Source organism: Gordonia jinghuaiqii, from assembly GCF_014041935.1.
Lineage (GTDB): Bacteria > Actinomycetota > Actinomycetes > Mycobacteriales > Mycobacteriaceae > Gordonia > Gordonia jinghuaiqii.
The window spans coordinates 1,631,909-1,652,114 of record NZ_CP059491.1 but is presented as its reverse complement, the minus strand read 5'-3'; the positions used below and the strand labels follow the sequence as shown (position 1 = coordinate 1,652,114).

General features: G+C 67.8%; 16 protein-coding genes. 10 read left to right on the top strand and 6 right to left on the bottom strand.

Going from position 1 to position 20,206, the window contains the following annotated elements:
- The first annotated feature begins 3 nt into the window (after positions 1 to 3).
- On the top strand, positions 4 to 996 hold the full coding sequence (locus H1R19_RS07300; protein ID WP_219851096.1) for an LLM class F420-dependent oxidoreductase: 993 nt from the start codon (positions 4 to 6) through the stop codon (positions 994 to 996).
- Positions 997 to 1,067: 71 nt separating this feature from the next.
- Here H1R19_RS07300 and rsmA read toward each other — a convergent pair whose 3' ends face one another.
- From rsmA to H1R19_RS07280, 4 genes are all read right to left on the bottom strand, one after another.
- Positions 1,068 to 1,976 carry a 16S rRNA (adenine(1518)-N(6)/adenine(1519)-N(6))-dimethyltransferase RsmA gene (rsmA, locus tag H1R19_RS07295; protein WP_188329948.1) on the bottom strand — a complete coding sequence of 303 codons (909 nt, stop codon included), beginning with the start codon at positions 1,974 to 1,976 and terminating at the stop codon, positions 1,068 to 1,070.
- Positions 1,940 to 3,064 (bottom strand): resuscitation-promoting factor, encoded by a 1,125-nt coding sequence (locus tag H1R19_RS07290; RefSeq protein ID WP_219851554.1) that lies wholly within the window; start codon positions 3,062 to 3,064, stop codon positions 1,940 to 1,942. Before H1R19_RS07290 ends, rsmA begins: the two co-directional genes overlap by 37 nt.
- A gap of 174 nt (positions 3,065 to 3,238) precedes the next feature.
- Complete coding sequence (locus H1R19_RS07285; RefSeq protein ID WP_219851095.1) at positions 3,239 to 4,141, bottom strand: TatD family hydrolase; 903 nt, start codon at positions 4,139 to 4,141, stop codon at positions 3,239 to 3,241.
- A 133-nt stretch (positions 4,142 to 4,274) separates the two neighbouring features.
- Positions 4,275 to 5,135 (bottom strand): PhzF family phenazine biosynthesis protein, encoded by an 861-nt coding sequence (locus tag H1R19_RS07280; protein ID WP_219851094.1) that lies wholly within the window; start codon positions 5,133 to 5,135, stop codon positions 4,275 to 4,277.
- 172 nt (positions 5,136 to 5,307) lie between these two features.
- Between H1R19_RS07280 and H1R19_RS07275 the strand changes: the two genes are divergently transcribed.
- The 8 genes from H1R19_RS07275 to H1R19_RS07240 all read left to right on the top strand — a co-directional run bounded on the left by H1R19_RS07275 (position 5,308) and on the right by H1R19_RS07240 (position 15,847).
- The gene (locus tag H1R19_RS07275; RefSeq protein WP_219851093.1) at positions 5,308 to 6,021 is read left to right on the top strand and encodes an HAD family hydrolase; all 714 of its coding nucleotides are present in this window, start codon (positions 5,308 to 5,310) and stop codon (positions 6,019 to 6,021) included.
- Positions 6,018 to 8,375, top strand: a complete 2,358-nt coding sequence (locus tag H1R19_RS07270; protein ID WP_219851092.1) for a glycoside hydrolase family 65 protein — start codon at positions 6,018 to 6,020, stop codon at positions 8,373 to 8,375. Before H1R19_RS07275 ends, H1R19_RS07270 begins: the two co-directional genes overlap by 4 nt.
- A gap of 78 nt (positions 8,376 to 8,453) precedes the next feature.
- The gene (locus tag H1R19_RS07265; RefSeq protein WP_219851091.1) at positions 8,454 to 9,086 is read left to right on the top strand and encodes a HEAT repeat domain-containing protein; all 633 of its coding nucleotides are present in this window, start codon (positions 8,454 to 8,456) and stop codon (positions 9,084 to 9,086) included.
- Positions 9,080 to 10,102, top strand: coding sequence for a HEAT repeat domain-containing protein (locus H1R19_RS07260; protein ID WP_219851090.1), 1,023 nt, complete (start codon positions 9,080 to 9,082; stop codon positions 10,100 to 10,102). The genes H1R19_RS07265 and H1R19_RS07260 overlap by 7 nt, the downstream gene beginning before the upstream one ends.
- A 143-nt stretch (positions 10,103 to 10,245) precedes the next feature.
- Positions 10,246 to 11,487 carry an HNH endonuclease gene (locus H1R19_RS07255; protein ID WP_219851089.1) on the top strand — a complete coding sequence of 414 codons (1,242 nt, stop codon included), beginning with the start codon at positions 10,246 to 10,248 and terminating at the stop codon, positions 11,485 to 11,487.
- 332 nt (positions 11,488 to 11,819) lie between these two features.
- Entirely contained in the window at positions 11,820 to 13,394 is a 1,575-nt protein-coding gene (metG, locus tag H1R19_RS07250; protein WP_188329955.1) for a methionine--tRNA ligase, read from the top strand.
- Between the two features lie 13 nt (positions 13,395 to 13,407).
- The gene (locus tag H1R19_RS07245) at positions 13,408 to 14,574 is read left to right on the top strand and encodes an aminodeoxychorismate synthase component I (protein ID WP_219851088.1); all 1,167 of its coding nucleotides are present in this window, start codon (positions 13,408 to 13,410) and stop codon (positions 14,572 to 14,574) included.
- 25 nt (positions 14,575 to 14,599) lie between these two features.
- Complete coding sequence (locus H1R19_RS07240) at positions 14,600 to 15,847, top strand: helix-turn-helix domain-containing protein (RefSeq protein ID WP_219851087.1); 1,248 nt, start codon at positions 14,600 to 14,602, stop codon at positions 15,845 to 15,847.
- On the opposite strand, the gene rsmI is transcribed toward H1R19_RS07240, so the two are convergent.
- Entirely contained in the window at positions 15,771 to 16,778 is a 1,008-nt protein-coding gene (gene rsmI / locus H1R19_RS07235; RefSeq protein ID WP_257865672.1) for a 16S rRNA (cytidine(1402)-2'-O)-methyltransferase, read from the bottom strand. The two genes, H1R19_RS07240 and rsmI, sit on opposite strands and share 77 nt — an antisense overlap.
- Before the next feature lie 38 nt (positions 16,779 to 16,816).
- Between rsmI and H1R19_RS07230 the strand changes: the two genes are divergently transcribed.
- Positions 16,817 to 18,400, top strand: a complete 1,584-nt coding sequence (locus H1R19_RS07230) for a dolichyl-phosphate-mannose--protein mannosyltransferase (RefSeq protein ID WP_219851086.1) — start codon at positions 16,817 to 16,819, stop codon at positions 18,398 to 18,400.
- A gap of 32 nt (positions 18,401 to 18,432) precedes the next feature.
- Here H1R19_RS07230 and H1R19_RS07225 read toward each other — a convergent pair whose 3' ends face one another.
- Positions 18,433 to 20,187, bottom strand: a complete 1,755-nt coding sequence (locus H1R19_RS07225; RefSeq protein ID WP_188329960.1) for a BCCT family transporter — start codon at positions 20,185 to 20,187, stop codon at positions 18,433 to 18,435.
- Positions 20,188 to 20,206 lie beyond the last annotated feature (19 nt).

Here is a 20,206-nt window from a genome sequence, read left to right as displayed (position 1 = left end):
TCGATGGCAACCCGATTCGGCTACACCCTGATGACCGAGCAGGCCGGACCCAAAGAACTGGTCCGTTACGCGGTCGGTGCCGAGGAGGCCGGTTTCGACTTCGAGGTCTCCAGCGACCACTACTTCCCGTGGCTCTCCTCCCAGGGGCATGCACCGTACGCGTGGTCGGTCCTCGGCGCGGTCGCCCACGCGACCGACCGGGTCGAGTTGATGACCTATGTGACGTGCCCCACGATCCGCTACCACCCGGCCATCGTCGCGCAGAAGGCCGCGACGATGCAGATCCTCGCCGACGGACGATTCACGCTCGGCCTCGGATCGGGTGAGAACCTGAACGAGCATGTGGTGGGTGAGGGATGGCCGTCGGTGGCCGACCGTCAGGACATGCTCGCCGAGGCCATCGAGATCATCCGCAAGTTGCACACCGGGGACCTCGTGGACTTCCGCGGCGAGTTCTTTCAGGTCGACGCCGGGCGCATCTGGGACGTTCCGGACCAGCCGGTCCCGATAGGCGTTGCGGTGGCAGGGAATTCGGGGATCGACACGTTCGGCCCGCTCGCCGAGCATCTGATCGCGGTCGAGCCGAATGCCGACCTCGTGACGGCGTGGAACGAGCACTCCTCCACCACGACGATCGGCGAGCAGGGCTCGCGGGCGATCGGCCAGATCCCGATCTGCTGGGACCCCGATCGCGAGAAGGCGATCAACCGTGCGCACGAGCAGTTCCGGTGGTTCGCCGGCGGTTGGGATGTCAACGCCGACCTGCGTACCACCGCCGGTTTCGCGGCAGCGACCCAATTCGTCACGCCCTACGATGTCGCGGGCAACATCCCGTGCGGCCCCGACCTCGATCAGATCGTGGACGCGGTGAAACCCTACTGGGAGGCGGGATTCACCGATGTCGCACTCATCCAGATCGGCGGCGAAACACAGGACGACTTCCTGCGTGAGGCGGCGCCCGAACTTCTGGAGAAACTGCGGGCCGCGTCGAGCTGAGCGGTCATCCGACGCCGATCTGCCTGCGCGGGAGCACCTTTGATGACGGCCAGGTCAGTGGTCCGGACAGGTCAGGTGGTCTGGGCGAGCCGAACGAAGTCGTCGATGTCGAGCCGCTCGCCACGGAGACCGGGATCGATTCCGGCGGCCCGTAGTCGACGCTCCGCTTCGGCGGGCGAGCCCGCCCAGCCCGCCAGTGCCGACCGTAATGTCTTGCGGCGCTGGGCAAACGCGGCGTCGATCGCGGCGAACACCTGCTGGCGCATCACCGGATCGGTGGGGTAATCGTCGGTTCGCTCCACGCGAACGAGGCCGGATTCGACCTTCGGCTCGGGCCAGAACACGTTGCGGCCCACGGAACCGGCGCGGCTCACGCGGCCGTGATAGCGCGCCTTGGCGCTCGGCACGCCGTAGGTGCGGCTGCCGGGACCGGCGGCCAGCCGGTCGGCGACCTCGGCCTGAACCATGACGAGTGCGGTGGTGATCTCGGGGAACAGACCGAGCAGGTGCAACAGCACCGGGACGGACACGTTGTACGGGAGGTTCGCGACGAGAGCGGTGGGCGCCACCGGAAGATCGTCGCGGGTGACATGCAGGGCGTCGGCCAGGATGACCTGGAAACGCTCCTGCCGGCCGGGGGCATACTCGGCGATCGTCGCCGGAAGTCGTTGCGCGAGAACGGGGTCGATCTCGATCGCGACGACTTTCCCTGCCGTTCCCAGCAGCGCCAGGGTCAGCGAACCCAGCCCCGGCCCGACTTCGAGGACGGTGTCCTCGGGACCCACACCGGAGGCTGCGACGATACGTCGAACCGTGTTGGCGTCGTGGACGAAGTTCTGGCCCAGCGTCTTGGTCGGGCGGACCCCGACCTCGGCGGCCAGCTCGCGGATCTGCGCGGGCCCGAGCAGGCGAGGTGCGGCGGCCCCGTCGGGTGTGTCGTCGATCAGCGCAGGCCCAGCTTGGACGAGCAGGACGGCCAGGCGCCCCAGCCCTGCACGGCCTGTGTCTTCGAGGCGACCGCGATCTGCTCTTCGCGGGTGGCGAGGTCGGCGCGGGGGGCGTACTCCAGCCCGCCCCAGCGTTCCCAGGTGTTCTGATCGAACTGCACTCCGCCGTAGAAGCCGTTGCCGGTGTTGATCGCCCAGTTGCCGGTCGCCTCGCAGGCGGCGAGCGCGTCCCAGACCGAGCCGTTCGGCACGAACGGCGCACCGGGCTTGGTGCCGATGCGGACGGTCGCCGCGACGGGCTCGGTCAGCACCTCACTGTTGAGCTTGTCGCGCTTGACCACTTTCCCGTTCACGGTGGTGACCTTATACGTCACCCGCGCCTCCCCGGGCTTCCCCTTCTTCTCGACGACCTTGCGGTCACGGACGAGGCTGGGGTCCTCTTTCTTCACCTCGGGCGGCGCGACGGCCTCGGTGAGGGTGACGTCCTCGGTCTTGATCCGGGTGACGACGACCTTCAGGTTGGGGGTGACCTTGGTGTCAGGTGCCGGGGTGACCTTGTCCTCGGCGTTCAGCGGTGTGCCGAGCGTCTCGAGAAGATCTGCGACGGTGTGCGCGGCGACGGTCGGACGTTTCTTCACGGGCCCGTCGACCAGATTCACCGGCTTGGGCAGGGCGATCTCGATCTTGCCGCCCTTGACCGGCAGCTCCTCGCCGAACTCTGACTCCTCGGCGGCGTGGGCCAGTCCGCGCTCGTCGAGCAGCTGGTCGACGGTCGAGGCATTGGTGATGACGACGTCGCTCGTGCCCTCGATGTCGAGGGTCACTTCCTTGCGGCGGTTGACCTTGATGGTCTGGCCGTCGCCGAAACCGGCGTCGAGTCCGGGGCTGACCTTGTCGCCCTCGGCGGGTGCGAGTCCCTCGGCCTCGAGGAGGCCCTCGACCGACATGGCCATCGTGGGCACGGTCCGAGCGTCGCCGTCGACGTCGATCGTGACGTTCTTGTGCATGGCGACACCCATGATCCCGCCGGCGGCGACGGTGGCGCAGACGGCACCGACGGCCAACCGGGCGCGCAACGAGTCGGACGCGTTGATCTTGGAGAACACCGATTTCGGCGACACTGTTTTGGGCAAGGAAGACAAGAGCACGACATCCTGATAGGGAACACTGACACCCTGTCGACCAGGTGACCATCCGTACTGCCGGAGATTGCGCACGGCGTTGCCGTGGACCGCCGTAGCCGGATGTATCGCTCTGGCCGAGCGGGATCACAGTACGATAACGAACCGGCCAGATTATGGCAAAGGGATGTTGTAGATCCGTCGCGCGTTCCCGCCGAGGATCTGCGCCATCTCCTCGCCGGACACGCCGCGGATGTCGGCGACGGCCCGAGCCGTGTAGGGCAGGCAATACGACTGATTGGGCTGGCCACGGTAGGGATGGGGCGTCAGGAACGGCGCGTCGGTCTCCACCAGGAGCTGCTCGTCGGGCACCAGTTCCGCCGCGACACGGAGTTCTTCGGAGTTGGCGAAGCTCACAGTTCCGGCGAAGCTGAGTATGAACCCGCGGTCCACACATTCCCGTGCAACGTCCCGGTCACCGGAGAAGCAATGCATGATCACGGTCTCCGGAGCGCCCTCGGCGGCCAGGACGTCGAGGAGATCCCGGTCGGCCTCCCGATTGTGGATCATCAGCGGCTTGCCGACACGCTTGGCGAGGTCGATGTGCCAGCGGAACGTCTCGTGCTGCACCTCGGGCGATGCACAGTCGTCGGACCTACCCGGCCAGTAGTAGTCCAGACCGGTCTCACCGACCGCGACGACGCGCGGGTGGCGCACCATCTGCTCGAGTTCGGCGGCCGTCTCGTCGTTCAGGTCGCCGGCATGCATGGGGTGAAGGGCGACGGCGGCGTAGACGCGGTCGTCCCATTCGGCGGCCGCAACCGCCCAGCGCGCGTCGACCATGTCGTCGGCGACGGTGACGACATGGTCGACGCCGACGGCCTGCGCGTGGTCGAGGATCGCGCGCACCGACTCCGCGTCACGGCCTCCGCACGCTGCCAGATGGGTGTGGGCGTCGACGAGGCCGGGAAGTGGCGCCGGGTCCGGCGGCGGTTCGCGTCGACGACGCTTCTTGGCGGCCTTGTTGCTCAGGGTCTCGCCACCGCCGTTCGCACCGGCATCGGGGGTGTCACTCATGGCCCCCACCTTGGCACACGCCCCGCCGCGCCCCCGCCCCGGCGAGCGGGTGGAACACGGCGACTCCTCACGCACCGGCCACCGACATCGGCGGCGACCAGTCGCTGAGCGGCGAACCTCTCGGCGCCTCCGTTTACAGCGCCACCGTTCCCTCGATGACCGTCGCGGTGTCGCCGCCGACCCAGATGTCCTCGCCGTCGTCGTGGATGTGGATGCGGCCCGCACGTCCGATGGCGGCACCCTGTGCGGCGACATAGGTCGCCGGGGCCTGACCGGTCGCGCGCAGCCAGGTCGCGATACCCGCGTTGAGGCTTCCGGTCACCGGGTCCTCGGGCACGCCGATGCCGGGCACGAACGCCCGCACCTCGGCGAAGACCTCGCCCGTCCCCGATGTCTCACCCGATGCCCCGTCACCGGAGCCGTACAGACCGAGCAACCCGACCTTGTGGTCGCCGAGGGCGGGGATGTCGGGGCGGACCTCGAGCACCCGCTCCCCCGACCCGAGTCGAAAGACCATCCACTCCGGCCCGTTGTCGACCCATTCGGCGGCGAGGACCTCGTCGAGGCCGACGCCGAGCGCCGCGGCGACCTCCGCGACGATGCGTGGTTCGACCGCACCCGAGCGCCTCAGCGGCGGCGCCGCGAAGGCCAGGCGCGCACCGGAGCGTCGGAGCCGCACCAGCCCTACGCCGCATTCCTGCACGATGTCCTCGCCTGCGGGCCGTCCACCGGTCGTCAGCCAGGCGTGCGCGGACCCGAGTGTCGGATGCCCGGCGAAAGGCAGTTCACCGTCGGGGGTGAAGATCCGCAGCCGATAGTCGGCGGCCGGATCGGTGGGCGGCAGGACAAATGTGGTCTCGCTCAGATTGGTCCACCGGGCGAAGGCAGCCATCCTGTCTTCGGCGATGCCGTCCCCGTCGACCACCACCGCCACCGGATTCCCCTCGGTCCCGGTGGCGGAGAAGACATCGATCTGGGCGAATCGTCGGGTCATCGGTTCATCGTCTCACCGGCCTCGTGTCCCGGGTCAACAGGTTTCCGGCGTGCGGTTCTCGGGTGCACCGGATGCCCGACGCGCCCTCGTCACACCGCCTCAACGGGCAAAACGGTTGGGCCGCCCGCTCAAACTGCGCCGGAGCGCCGCCGGACGGGTAGCGTTGCGAAGCGTGTTGGGTTTGCCAGATTCGATCTCCGTCGCCCTCTTCGACCTCGACGGCGTCCTCACCGAGACCGCGGTGCTGCACCGCAAAGCGTGGAAGAAGGCGTTCGACGCCTATCTCGCCACGCTGGTCGGCGGCGCCGACTTCGTGGAGTTCACCGACCAGGACTATCTCGACTTCGTCGACGGACGTCCCCGCGACGACGGTGTGCGGGCGTTCCTCGCCTCGCGCGGCATCGTCGACGTCGACGCGGAGACCGTCGACCGGATCGGCAGCGGCAAGAACGACATGTTCCTGGTCAGCCTCGCCGAGGACGGCGGCCAGGCCTACCCCGGGTCGGTGCGTTACCTCAACGCGGCACGTGACGCGGGTCTCCGCATCGCGGTCGTGACGTCGTCGAAGAATGGAGCAGCAGTGCTGGATGCAGCCGACCTGTCGAAGTTCGTCGAGGTCCGTGTCGACGGCCTCGACATCGTCTCGAAGGGTCTGAACGGCAAGCCCGCGCCCGACTCGTATCTGCTGGGCGCCGAGCTGATGGGGGTCGAACCCGCAGCCGCCGCCGTCTTCGAGGACGCGATCTCCGGCGTACAGGCCGGTAGCGCAGGCAAATTCGGCTACGTCGTCGGCATCGACCGCGTCGGCGGCGGACAGGCCGCCGCGATGACGGCGGCCGGCGCGGACATCGTCGTGAACGACCTCGACGAATTGCTCCCCGCATGAGCCCCGAGCACGACCACGGTTTCGGCTTCGAGGTCCACCCCTGGCAGCTGAAGTGGCGTGGCGGCGTCGATCTGGACATGCTCGGCCGCACCGAGACGCTGTTCGCATTGTCCAACGGACACATCGGGTTACGAGGCAGCTTCGAGGAGGGCGAACCGGTCACCCATCCCGGCACCTACCTCAACGGCTTCTACGAGTTGCGCGGACTCCCCTACGCTGAGAGCGGTTACGGCTACCCCGAGTCGGGGCAGACGGTCGTGAACGTGACCGACGGCAAGATCATCCGCCTCCTCGTCGAGGACGAGCCGATGGACCTTCGGTACGGGCGTACCGAAGAGCATGAGCGCACCCTCGACTTCCGCACCGGCACACTGCGTCGCCACACCGTCTGGACTTCACCCACCGGCCGCAAGGTCCGGATCAAGTCCGAGCGTCTGGTCTCGTTCACCAAACGCACGATCGCCGCGATCCGCTACGAGGTCGAGCCCGTCGACGAGGACATGAAACTCGTCCTGCAGTCCGATCTCCTCGCGAACGAGCCGGTGCCGGCCCCGGGCAACGACCCCCGTCTGGCCGCCGCCCTCGACGCCCCGCTGGTCTCCGACCTCGCGACATGCCGCAACTACTGGGGCATGCTGGTCCATCACACCAAGCAGTCCGGGCTGCACATCGCGGCCGGTATGGATCACGAGATCTACTTCCCCGACAAGGCCGACACCTTCATCCGCGCCGACGGCGACCTCGCCCGGCTCACCATCGCGGCCAACGTCCCGAAGGGCAAGAGCCTCACCCTCACCAAGTACATGGGATACGGCTGGTCGGCCCGACGCTCCGTCCCGGCCCTGCGCGCGCAGGTCGATGCCGCGCTGGCCATGGCGATGGAGACCGGCTGGGACTCGCTCAAGGCCGACCAGGTGCGTTACCTCGAAGACTTCTGGCGTGATGCCGACGTCGAACTCGACGGCGATCCCGAACTCCAGCAAGCGGTTCGGTTCGCCTTGTTCCACGTGTTGCAGGCCGGTGCGCGCGGCCAGTCCCGCGCCATCCCGGCCAAGGGCCTCACCGGACCCGGATACGACGGCCACACCTTCTGGGACACCGAGAGTTTCATCCTGCCGATGCTCACCTACACCGTGCCCGCGGCGGCCGGCGAGGAGCTGCGGTGGCGGCACTCCACGATGGACAAGGCCAAGTCCCGGGCCGCCGAACTCGGCCAGCGCGGTGCCATGTTCCCCTGGCGGTCGATCAACGGCGACGAGTGTTCGGGGTACTGGCCTGCGGGCACCGCGGGTGTCCACGTCTCCGCCGACATCGCCAACGCGACCGCCCGCTACCTGCGTGCGACCAACGACGAACAGTTCGAAACCGAGTGCGGTGTCGAACTTCTCGTCGAGACCGCCCGGCTGTTCGCCGGCCTCGGTCATCACGACGTCAACGGCAAGTTCCGCATCGACGGCGTGACCGGACCGGACGAGTACACCGCGGTGGTCAACAACAACACCTTCACCAACCTTGCGGCGCAACAGAACCTGCGTGACGCCGTCGCGGCCGTGCATCGTCGGCCGGACCTCGCCGAACAGTTCGGGGTGACCACAGCCGAAGCGGCGCACTGGGAATCGTGCGCCGACGACATGACGATCCCCTACGACGACGCCCTGGGTGTTCATCAACAGTGTGAGTCGTTCACCCTGCTCGGCGCGTGGGACTTCGAGACATCTGTCGGCCGCTACCCGCTGCTGCTGAACTATCCGTACTACGACCTCTACCGCAAGCAGGTGGTCAAACAGGCCGACCTGGTGTTCGCCACCTATCTGTTCGGTGACGCGTTCACCGCCGAACAGAAACTGCGCAACTTCGACTACTACTACCCGCTGACCGTGCGCGACTCGTCGCTGTCGGCGTGTTGCGAGGCGGTCACCGCCGCCGAGGTCGGCTACCCCGATCTCGCCTACGATCTGCTGGCCGAGTCGGTCTTCACCGATCTGCACGACCTGCACAACAACGTCAGCAGCGGTCTGCACATCGCCGCACTCGCCGGCGCGTGGACCGACTGCGTGGCGGGTTTCGGCGGGATGCGCGACTTCGGCGGGCACATCACGTTCGCACCGCGACTGCCGACCCGGCTGACCTACATGTCGTTTCGCATGATCGTGCGTGACACGAAGATCGTGGTCGCGGTGGACAAGGAGAGCGCCACGTACCGGCTGTTGTCGGGGCCACCCATCAAACTCGCCCACCATGGTGAGCAGTTCACGCTCGAGTCGTCCCCGGTGACCATGCACATCCCTGAACTCGAGTACCGCGAGCCGCCGAAGGCGCCACCGGGTTGCGAGCCGTATCGACGGGAGATGTGACCCGACCTCCGACGACGACCACCCCTTGACATTCACACTGTGTCAAGGGGTGTGATCGGTATCGAAGGAGGTTCGGAGATGACCGACCAGACCACTCACTCACCGGTCGCCGCACTCGTCGACGCGTTGAGCGCTCCCAGCGCATCGACGCGCCTGCGCGCGGCGATGGCCGCAGGCACCCGGCCCGACCCGGCACTCACCGATGAACTGATCCGACGCTGTCGCATCGAGCCCGACTTCTTCGTCCGCGACATGCTGACCTGGGCGTTGACCCGGCTGCCCGCGGATGTGACAGTGCCGCGGCTCGTCGTCGAGCTGAACTCGGAGATCCCGCAGGCCCGGAGTCAGTCGCTGCACACGCTGTCGAAGATCGGCGATCGGTCGGCGTGGCCCTCGATCTCCTCCACACTGCTGCACGACACCGACGACGAGGTCGCGCGGGCGGCGTGGCGGACGGCTGTGGCTCTCGTGCCCGACGAGGAGGTCACCGCGCTCGCCGTCGAGTTGGCCCGTGAACTCGGTCGGGGTCACATGGAGGTGCAGCGCAGTCTCAGCCGGGCCATCGTCGAGCTCGGCGACGCCGCGCTCGGCCCGCTCGGGGCGGCGCGCGCACACCCTGACCCGGTTGTGCGTATCCACGTGGCTGCCACAGAACGCCTCATGGAGGATCCGGACAGCGACTTCGGGGCGGAGGCGGGGACCGCGTGCTGATCGGGGAGGTTGCGCGGCGCTCGGGAGTGAGTTCCCGGATGCTGCGCCACTACGATGCGATCGGACTCGTGCGGCCCACGGGCCGCACCACCGGTGGCTACCGCGAGTACTCCGAGGCAGACATCGAACGGTTGTTCCATGTGGAGAGCCTGCGCTCTCTGGGGTTGTCGCTGCGTGAAGCGGGGCGTGCCCTCGACGATCCCGGCTTCGCGCCCGGAGCACTGATGGCCGATCTCATCGCTGACACCCGAGCGCGGATGGCCGCCGAGGCAAGGCTTCTCGAGCGACTCGAACAGGTCGATTCGGCCGGCCCGGGCGACTGGGAATCGGTACTCGGCGTGATCAGTCTCCTGCATGGTGTCCGATCCGACGATCCGGGGTTCCGTCAGCGCGCAGCCCTGGCCTCCGCGGGCGGCGACCTGCCCGCCGTCGCCCTCGTCGACGCCCTGACCGTCGAACGAGACGAGAACGTGGCCGGCGCTCTCCGCTGGGCCCTGTCCCAGTCCGGCGATGGCGGATTATCCTCCCTCGCAGCACGATCCGGCGACCCGGACCCCGAGGTCCGACGACGCGTGATCGCCGCGATCGGCGCCCTGGACACCCCGCAGATCATCCCGGTTCTGCGCGACGCCGTCGACGACCCGGACTCCGATGTTCGTCGCCACGCTGCCCTTGCACTCGGTGCCCGCGGTGAACCGTCGGCGATCGGCCCTCTCGTCGAGCTCGTCGCCGTCGGGGATCGCGATGTCGAGGCAGCAGAGGTCCTGGGTGAATATCCAGGGGATCCCTCACGGATCGTCGAGGCGTTGACCGGACGACTCGGCACCGATCCCGACCCGGCGGTACGGATGCGCCTCGTCCAGGCACTCGCCGAGATCTCCGGCGCCGCATCGACTTCGGCACTGTCTGCGCTGACGCGTGATCCCGACGTCATGGTCGCGCGGACTGCCGAGGTGATCGGCGGGCACGAACCGAACCGACCGCCCACACCCACACAACTCGACATGGGTGAGTGACTGATGTGACAACTGTTCATTACAGTCCACTGCGGTTCGCCGGTGGGGCGTGAGTGAAAGTGGTTGTTAACAACAATGATTCGCGTGACGCCCCCTGTGGAGAGTTGTGACTCGTCGAACGCATGTGCCCGTACTGTGAATTCATGCCCTCGATCACCGAGATACGCGATCACCTCACCGCACTCGACGTACCGGCGGACCCCACCGGGAAACCAGCGCTCGTTGCGATAGACGAGCTTCGGTTGTTGCGCAACGCCATCGACCACCAGATCGCTGTCCACGTGGCGGCATTCGATGACTCCGGTGCCGCCGAGAAGGTCGGATCGACAACGCGGCGGGTCCTTATCGAGATGGGCATGCCCCCGGCAGCCGCGCACCGCTACAGCCGCATCGGCAGCAGCCTGGAGGCGTTGCCCAAGGTGGCCGACTGCGCCGCCGAGGGGTACCTCGCCACCGAGTGCGTCGACGCGATCGTGCGGGGAATCGCCCATGTCGAGAAGCGTTGCTCCACCGAGCTTTCCGATGAGCAGCGTCAGATGTTCGAATCGGAACTGCTCAGCCAGGCGTTCTCCGGTGCCGCCCCGGCCGAGATCGATGAGCACGCCCGCAGCATCGGGCATCGGATCGCAGACGCTGGTGATGGTGGTGTCCCCGCGGCCGAGGATGCCACGCTGAACTCGGTGACCGGACACGTCACCGGGGACGGTCGGGTGGAGATCGCCGCGGACGTGACCGCGGTGATCGGAGAGAAATTTCTGTCGATGATCGATGAACGTTCCTGTCCCCGGCCCGAACCCGACGGAGCCGCAGACCGCCGCTCGCGGGAACAACGATGGGCCGACGGCTTCGAGGTGCTGCTCGACCAGGCCGCGATCGGCGCGACCGTCACCACCGCCGGGTCGCCGCGCACCCAGGTGCTGGTCACCATCCCGGCCGATGCCACCGAACCCGCACGATTGCCGTGGGTCGGCAGCATCTCCCACGCCACGGCGACACAGCTGTCGTGTGATGCAACCCTGACCGAGATCGTCATCGACGACCAAGGCGTACCGCTAGAGATGGGGACCAGTCAGCGACTGTTCCCGCCACACCTGCGTCGGGCGGTCATCGTGCGTGATGAGTGTTGTGTGAAATGTGGTGCGCCAGCGTCGCATACGCAGGTTCACCACATCGTGCACTGGGCCGATGGCGGTCCGACCGACCTCGGCAACGGCTGCCTGCTGTGTCAACGCTGCCACACCCAGGTGCACCACCACGGCTGGGATGTGGTGATGGGACCCGACCGGCATCCGTGGTTGATGCCGCCGGCCGACATCGACCCTGAGCGCCGACCGCTATCTGCCTACAACCGGCGCACCATGCGACTCGACGACATGCTCGTGTAGGCCGGGTGCGGCGAGTGGAGCCTCGATCACCGGCAGTGCGGTGCGTGGGGAGGCCGGGTACGACGAGCGGCCGGGGGTGAGCCGGGCCGCGGGTGAGTCGGGCTGCGCGGCGCCTCTGGCGGCGTCGAGGAAGATCGTTCTTTGAGAACTCAACAGTGAGCGCGCACGCCGGCACCGGTGGCCACGACGCCAGTCACCTCCGGAGAGTTCTGTGCGGGCTGGGCGCCACCGGAACCAGCACGTCAGCCGCAATCCGGCCGACCAGTCCCGGCAGCAGCCGGCCGGGACGCAATTGGGTGAGCCCGCCGAGGATCGGTAGTCTGTTGGGCACTATGGCACCCGATCTGACCAGCCCTGATCCATTCGGCGCATCGCACGGCGCCGGACGTCCGTATTACCTCACCACCGCGATCGCCTACCCCAACGGCGCTCCGCACATCGGGCACGCCTACGAGTACATCTCCGCCGACGCTCTCGCACGGTTCAAGCGGCTCGACGGATTCGACGTCCGGTTCTTGACCGGCACCGACGTCCACGGCCAGAAGATGCAGCAGACCGCGACCGCCGAAGGTATCCCCACCGCGGAGCTCGCCAACCGGAACTCCGATCGCTTCCAGGCACTTCAGGAGCGTCTCGGGTCCAGTTTCGACCGTTTCATCCGCACCTCCGACGCGGACCACAAGCGCGCCTCGGAAGAGTTGTGGAAGCGCATGAGCGACCGCGGCGACATCTACCTCGACAAATACTCGGGCTGGTACGACGTCCGCGACGAGACGTTCTACGGCGAGGCCGACACCGTGGTCAACGAGGCCGGCGACCGCGTCGCCGCCGACACCGGCCACGTGCTCACGTGGACGGAGGAGGAGACCTACTTCTTCCGTCTGTCTGCCTACCAGGACAAGCTCCTCGAGCTGTATGAGGCCCAGCCGGGATTCATCGGCCCCGATGTCCGGCGCAACGAGGTGCTGAGTTTCGTCAAGGGCGGACTGACCGACCTGTCGGTGTCGCGCACCACATTCGACTGGGGTGTCCCGGTCCCCGGTCACCCCGAGCACGTCATGTACGTGTGGGTCGACGCACTGACCAACTACCTGACCGGCGTCGGCTTCCCCGACGATTCGGACACCTTCGCCAAGTTCTGGCCCGCTGACCTGCACATCATCGGCAAGGACATCATCCGCTTCCACTGCGTGTACTGGCCAGCCTTCCTGATGAGCGCAGGCGTCGAACTGCCCAAGCGGGTCTTCGCGCACGGCTTCCTGTTCAACAAGGGCGAGAAGATGAGCAAGTCGGTCGGCAACGTCGTCGACCCGGAGAACCTCATCGACGAGTTCGGCCTCGACCCGGTGCGCTACTTCTTCCTCCGCGAGGTGTCCTACGGCCAGGACGGGTCGTACTCGGCCGAGGCGATCGTCTCGCGCGTCAACTCCGACCTCTCCAACGAGTTCGGCAACCTCGCCCAGCGCACCCTGTCGATGATCGGCAAGTACTTCGACTCCGTCGTCCCGGCGCCCGGCGACCTCACCGACACCGACAAGACACTGCTCACCCAGGCCGACGGCCTGCTCGAGACGGTGCGCACGCATTTCGACAATCAGGCGATCCACCTCGGGCTCGAGGCCATGTGGTCGACGCTGGCCGACACCAACCGGTACATCTCGGCGCAGGAGCCGTGGAAGCTGGCCAAAACCGACCTCGAGCGGACCGGCACCGTGCTCTACGTCTGTGCCGAGGTCGTCCGGATCGTCGCGCTCCTCTCCCAGCCGGTGATGCCGGAGTCGTCGAACAAGATCCTCGATCTGCTCGAGGTGGGCGCCGACCGCCAGTTCAGCGCGGTCACCACACGCCTCGCGGCCGGAACCACCCTGCCGAAGCCGACGCCGGTGTTCCCGCGGTACGAGAACTGACCCCGACGATCGCATGGTCGTGCCCGCCCTCGATGCGCTCCGGTCATTACAGGCCGAGACCACATCGCGGGGACTGCCGCCGCCGGCAGCACTGATCGGCGACTGGTACGACGCCGACGCCGTCATCGCACCGTCGATCGAGTTGGTCCCCGGCTGCACCCCGCCCGACGACCCGGACCGCTTCTGGTTCGGTTATCTCGGATTCCCGGTTCGCACAGGGGAATCGGCGCTGCCGGCGAATGTCGGCGGTCTCGTCGACGGCGTGCTCGTGCTCCGCGACGGTGCGTGGACTCAGGTCGGCGCGAGCGTGCCGGACTGGGCGCTGGCAGCTCTCGACGTACCGGCACCCCGCCCTGCCCCGGCTGCCGCGCGATGGCAACCCCCGCAACGCGAGCCGCACCTGACCGCCATCGAGCGCTGCCTGGATGCCATCCGGGCCGGCGAGGTCTATCAGGCGTGCGTGTGCACGCGGTTCACCGGAGCGGTGTCAGGCTCCCCGCTCGAGTACTTCGCCGAACTGGCAGGCGCCACGACCCCCACGAAAGCCGCTTTCCTACAGGGCAATTGGGGGACGGTCGCCAGCCTGTCACCAGAGACGTTCCTACGGCGTACCGGCAACATCATCTCGTCCTCGCCGATCAAGGGCACACTTCCGGCCGACGCCGACCCCGACGCGCTGGCCGCCTCCACCAAGGACGTCGCCGAGAACATCATGATCGTCGACCTCGTCCGCAACGATCTGGGCCGCGTCGCGGTCACCGGCAGCGTGCGGGTACCCGAGCTGCTGTCGGTGGTGCCCGCTCCCGGTGTGTGGCATCTGGTCTCCCGCGTGGAGGCGATCCTGCCGCCGGGCACCGGAAACGACGCCCTGCTCGCCGCCGCGTTCCCGCCGGCATCGGTGACCGGTACCCCCAAGCTGCGTGCGATGGAGTTGCTCGACGACTGGGAGGCCGACGCGCGCGGCGTCTACTGCGGGGCCATCGGCATGGCCGGGCCGGGCCGCGCGCTCGACCTCAACGTGGCCATCCGCACCGTGGAGATCACTCCCGACGGCACCGCCGCACTCGGAGTCGGCGGCGGCATCACCATCGACTCGGACCCACTCCGCGAGTGGCAGGAATGTCTGGACAAAGCGGCGAGCATCGTCGGACATGTGAGTGGCCGGGTTACGAGTAGATAACGGTGAACTTCGGTACGATCCCGCCATGACCGTGCCCATCCAGTCGACCACCGACCTGGCGGTGCTCGACCGTGATCTGCGCCTGAACCGCGATGCGATCATGTCCGGCGCCGCCCCACCTCCCGGATTCTCCGGTGACGTCGTGGAGTCCTGGGGTCGGGTTCGGACAGGTGAGCACCGGTTCACCTCCGACGTCCACGCGCCCGGCCAGATCACTCGCGACGAGCTCGAGGCGCGGCGCGCCGCCCACCCACTGCGCGACGCGGTGGAACCGCTCAAGCGGTTGTTCGCGCAGTCCGCGGATGATGCGTCGATGGTTCTGGGCATCTTCGACGTCGACGGCGTGATGCTGTGGCGCGGCGGGTCGTCGGCGATCCTCCCGGAGGCCGACCGTCTCGATCTCGTCGAGGGCAGCAGATGGGACGAGGATTCCACTGCCACCACCGCGGTCGCGCTGGCGATCCGTCATCAGCGTCCGAGCCGCCTGTTCGGCGCCGAACATTACTGCAGCTCACTGCACGGGGTGTTCTGTACCGCGGTGCCGGTGCACGACCATCGCACCGGCGAGATGGTCGCCGTCGCCGGGCTGGCCGGCCCCGCGCTGCAGATGCAGCCGGCGGCAACGGCATTCACGTCTGCGCTCGCCGCGCTGGGCGAACACGAGGTCACGCTCGCCCACCAACGCGAACTCGCCGATCTGCGATTCTCGGGACGTTCCCAACTCGCCGGGCTGCAGGGCCCGGGGTTGCTCATCGACGACGACGGCTGGGTCGCCGAGGGACGCGGTTGCACGCCACCGGTACGGGTGGCCGCCCCGACCGACGACATGCGGCAGTTCGTACCGGGGCTCGGCATCTGTGTCGTCGAACGCCTCGGCAAGGGATGGCTGGTGCGTCCGGCGGGGCCGACGGGACCGGTCCTGGCCGAACTCGATCTCGACGGTGAACCGACGATCACCGTCACCGGAGACGACGAGCCGTGGCGCACCGTCCTCACGCGACGTCACGCCCAGATCCTGCTGCTCCTCGCCGATGCGGGCGAGCAGGGACTGACCTCGCAGCGGCTGAGCCAACTGCTCTTCGGCGACGACACCCACACCGTCAGCGTGCGCGCCGAACTGTCCCGGCTGCGTCGCGTGGTGGGTGCGCTCGTCTCGAGTCGCCCCTACCGGCTCGCACCGCGCGTCGAGCTGCGGGTCACTGCTGATCAGCTCGACGTCTATCGAGCACCGACTGGTAGACGTCGCGCCGCGAGGCACCGGAACCCTGTGTGACCTCGGCGCAGGCATCCTTGAGCCGCATCCCGTCGGCCACGAGCGCCTCCGCGCGATCGGCGAGTTCGTCGATGTCGGGTTCGGCGGCGACGGCGCCCGCGATCACGACGGTGATCTCGCCCCGGACCCCGCCGGCGGCCCAGTCGGCCAGTTCGGCCAGCCCGCCGCGTCGAACCTCCTCGTAGGTCTTGGTCATCTCCCGGCACACCGCCGCACGCCGGTCCGCGCCGAGAATCTCCGCGGCCGCGGCGAGGGTGTCGGCGATCCGGTGCGGCGACTCGAAGAACACGGCAGTGCGCGGCTGATGGAGCAGTTCCCGCAGCCATTCCGCCCGCGCCCCCGGTTTGCGGGGAGCGAAACCTTCGAAGCAGAACCGTTCCGACGGCAGGGCCGACACCGCGAGAGCCGTTGTCACCGCGGACGGTCCGGGCAGCACCGTCACCGGCAAACCGGCCTCCGCGCAGGCCACGACGATCCGATAGCCGGGATCGCTGACCGACGGCATGCCCGCGTCGGTGACGAGCAGTACGGTCTCGCCGCCGGCGATCGCGCTCACCAGGCCCGGCGTGCGCGCCGCCTCGACCTGGTCGTAGTAGCTGACGACGCGGCCGCCGATCTCCACGCCCAGCGCCGACGCGAGCGCGCGGGTCCGACGGGTGTCCTCGGCGGCGACGATGTCGGCGGTCCGCAACGCCGACCGAAGCCGGGGCGACGCGTCGTCGACCTGCCCCATCGGCGTGGCGGCCAGCACGAGCTTGCCGGTGGTGCCGTCGCCGGCGGGTTCGGGGTCGACTTCCGGCTCGGCGGCTCCCGGGTCAACTGCAGGCTCGGCGGCTCCCGGCTCAACTGCAGGCTCGGGGGCTCCCGGCTCGGGGGCTTCCGGCTCGGGGTCCACAGGAACCAGGGGCGTCTCGGACTGGGCGGCATTCATCGACAGCCAGCTTACGAGGGACCATTAGGATCGTGCGGGTGACCATCACCGCCGCGCGCGACACCCACGTGCCAGCCGGTGTGGAAGCCTCCCGGACAGGCCCTCCGCCGCGTCTCGGCCCGGAGATCCCCACGCCCCTGTTCGGTGCGCCGGACCGCGGACGCGGACTCGTGGTCGGCGTCGTCATCGCCCTCATCGCGAGCCTCACCCGGTTCTGGAATCTGAGCCACCCCACCGACAAGGGCACACCCGTCTTCGACGAGAAGCACTATGTGCCGCAGGCCTGGCAGTTGCTGACCGGCGGCAACTGGATCGAGGACAATCCGGCGTACGGCCTGGTCGTTCATCCGCCGGTCGGCAAGTGGATGCTCGCCGCGTCGGAAGCGGTCTTCGGTTACGGCCCCCTCGGGTGGCGCGTGGCACCGGCGATCTCCGGCGTGATCATCGTCGTGCTGATCTATTGCGTGGTGCGCCGACTCACCCGGTCGACGCTGGTCGGCGCCATCGCCGGTGTCTTCGCGATCTGCGACGGCGTGCTGTTCGTGCAGTCCCGGATGGGCATGCTCGACATCTTCCAGACGCTGTTCATCGTCGCCTCCTTCGCCGCGCTGATCGCCGACCGCGATCAGGTGCGCGAACGCATGTATCGCGTGTACCTCGAAGGCCGTATCGACGACAGCCCGTTCGGCCCGCGGATGGGGTTCCGCTGGTACCGCTTCACCGCCGGTGTGATGCTCGGGCTGAACTGCGGCACCAAATGGTCGGGCGTCTACTACGTCATCTTCTTCACGGCGCTGGCCATCGGGTTCGACGTCGCGGCGCGGCGCGCGTTCCACGTCCGGCGACCATGGGTGGGCACCGTCGTCCGCGACGTCATACCGGCGGGCGCAAGCCTCGCGGTGATGCCGGTGGTGATCTATTTCCTCACCTACATCCCGTGGTTCAACAGCGAGACCGCCGTCTACCGCTACGAGGTGGGCAACTCGATCGGCACCGGCGGACCGTTCGCCTGGGTGCCGGGAGCGTGGCGGTCGCTGTGGTACTACGAGTCGGGAATCCTCGAATTCCATTCGGGACTGACCAATTCGGCGGGCAACCAGCATCCCTGGGAATCGAAACCGTGGACGTGGCCGATGAGTCTGCGACCGATGCTCTACGCATTGGAGAACGGCCCCGATCAGTGCGGCGCGGGTGAATGTGTCCGCGCGCAGATGCTCATCGGTTCCCCCGCCCTGTGGTGGTTGTCGCTGCCGATGCTGCTGTGGGGACTGTGGTCGTGGATCGTGCGCCGCGACTGGCGGTATGCCGCGGTACTCGTCGGATACCTCGCCGGCATCCTGCCGTGGTTCCTGGCCCTCGACCGACAGATGTACTTCTTCTATGCCACCGTGCTGGCCCCGTTCCTGGTGATGGGGCTCGCCCTGTGTTGCGGCGACCTGTTGCGTTCGGCGGTGGCCACCGCCCGCGAACGCCCCGAGCGGCGGGCGCTGGCGATCGTGGTGGTCGCCATCTACGTGGGGCTCGTGGTCGCCAACTTCGTGTGGCTGTGGCCGATCCTGACCGGCTCCCCGATCTCCCCCGGCCTGTGGCGGCAACAGATCTGGCTTCCCAGCTGGGGCTGACCGGGCCCACACCGCGACCCGGTCAGCGAGAACTAGAGGCGAGGGCCGGTCGTCTGCCCGCTGTCGGTGGTGCCCGTCGCTGCGGAGTCGCCGGACTCCCCCGCCCCGTTCGCCTGATCGACGTAGTCGGGGTCGATCCGCTCCAGGTGACGCACGGCATCGGCGTCGAAGGACTCGAGCTCACCGGAGGCGATCGCCTTCGCCTGCTCGAGCACGTGCTCGTCGACGCGGGCCGACAGGACGTGGCGGGAGACGATGAGCGGGTCGTGTCGCAGGTCGATGTAGAGCGACACACACATGCCGATCATCACCACGACGAACGGCAGCGCCGCGATGATGGCCATCGTCTTGATGCCGTCCAGAGCGTCGTCACCGCTGATCGCGAGCAGCAACGCCGCGACGACGCCGGTCAGCGAACCCCAGAAGATGGTCACCACCCGTGAGGGATGCTCGACGCCGCGTTGCGAGAGCGTGCCCATCACCAGCGACGCCGAGTCGGCGCCGGAGACGAAGAAGATGGCGACCAGGATCATCACGAGCGTCGAGGAGACGCCGGTCCATGGGAGGTGCTCCAGCACCTCGAACAGGGTGTTCTCACTGGCTGCCGTGGCCGGGTCGAAACCGAGTGTCCCCGCGGTCTCCTGGCGGATCGCGGTGCCGCCGAAGATGCTGAACCAGACCAACGACACCGTCGTGGGAACCACCATCACGCCGACCACGAACTCACGGATGGTGCGGCCGCGACTGATCTTGGCCAGGAACAATCCGACGAACGGCGTCCACGACACCCACCATGCCCAGTAGAAGATCGTCCAGTCCGCCAGCCACTTCTGGCCCTCGGCGGTGATCACCGTGGCCTCGGAGCGAGCGGCGTAGGAGGTCAGGTCGGTGGCATAGGCGCCCAGTGTGGTGGGCAACAGGTTGAGGATGAAGATCGTGGGACCGACGACGAACACGAACACCGCGAGCACCAGGGCCAGAACCATGTTGATGTTCGACAACCACTGGATACCGCGCGCGATACCCGACACCGCCGAGGCGACGAACGCCGCTGTCAGGATCGCGATGATCGCGACGAGCAGCATCTTGGTCGGCTCGTTGACCCAGCCGAGGGTGTCGAAACCCGATCCGATCTGAAGCGCGCCGAGTCCCAGGGACGCCACAGTGCCGAACAGGGTCGCGAAGATGGCCAGGATGTCGATGACCTTGCCGCCGGGACCGTTGACGACCCGGGGACCGAGCAGGCGGGTGAAGACCGCGCTCATCAGCTGGGTCCGGCCCAGCCGGAAGGTGCTGTAGGCCAACGAGAGTCCGACGACGGCATACATCGCCCACGGGTGGAAACCCCAGTGGAACATCGTGGTCGCCATCGCCGCACGGATGTCGTCGGGGCCCACTTCGGGTGGCGGGCTGACGAAGTGGAACAGCGGCTCGTAGGCACCGAAGAACATCAGCCCGATACCCATCCCGGCGCTGAACATCATCGCGATCCAGCTGATGGTGCGGAACTGGGGCTTCTCACCGGTGCGGCCGAGCGGAATTCGGCCGTACTTCGACACCGCCAGGCACACCGCGAACACCACGAAACCCGTCGCGGAGAGGATGAACAACCACCCGAGGTTGGTGGTGATCCAGCCGAGGACGTCGCCGCTGACCGAGTTCAGGCTGTCCTTGTCCGCGATTCCCCACACGACGAAGGCGATGACGAATACCGCGGTGGTCAGGAAAACGACCGGATCGATGGCTGGTCGTGCACGACGTGCAGACACATCCTGTTCACTTGTCATGCACCCAGACAAGCAACGT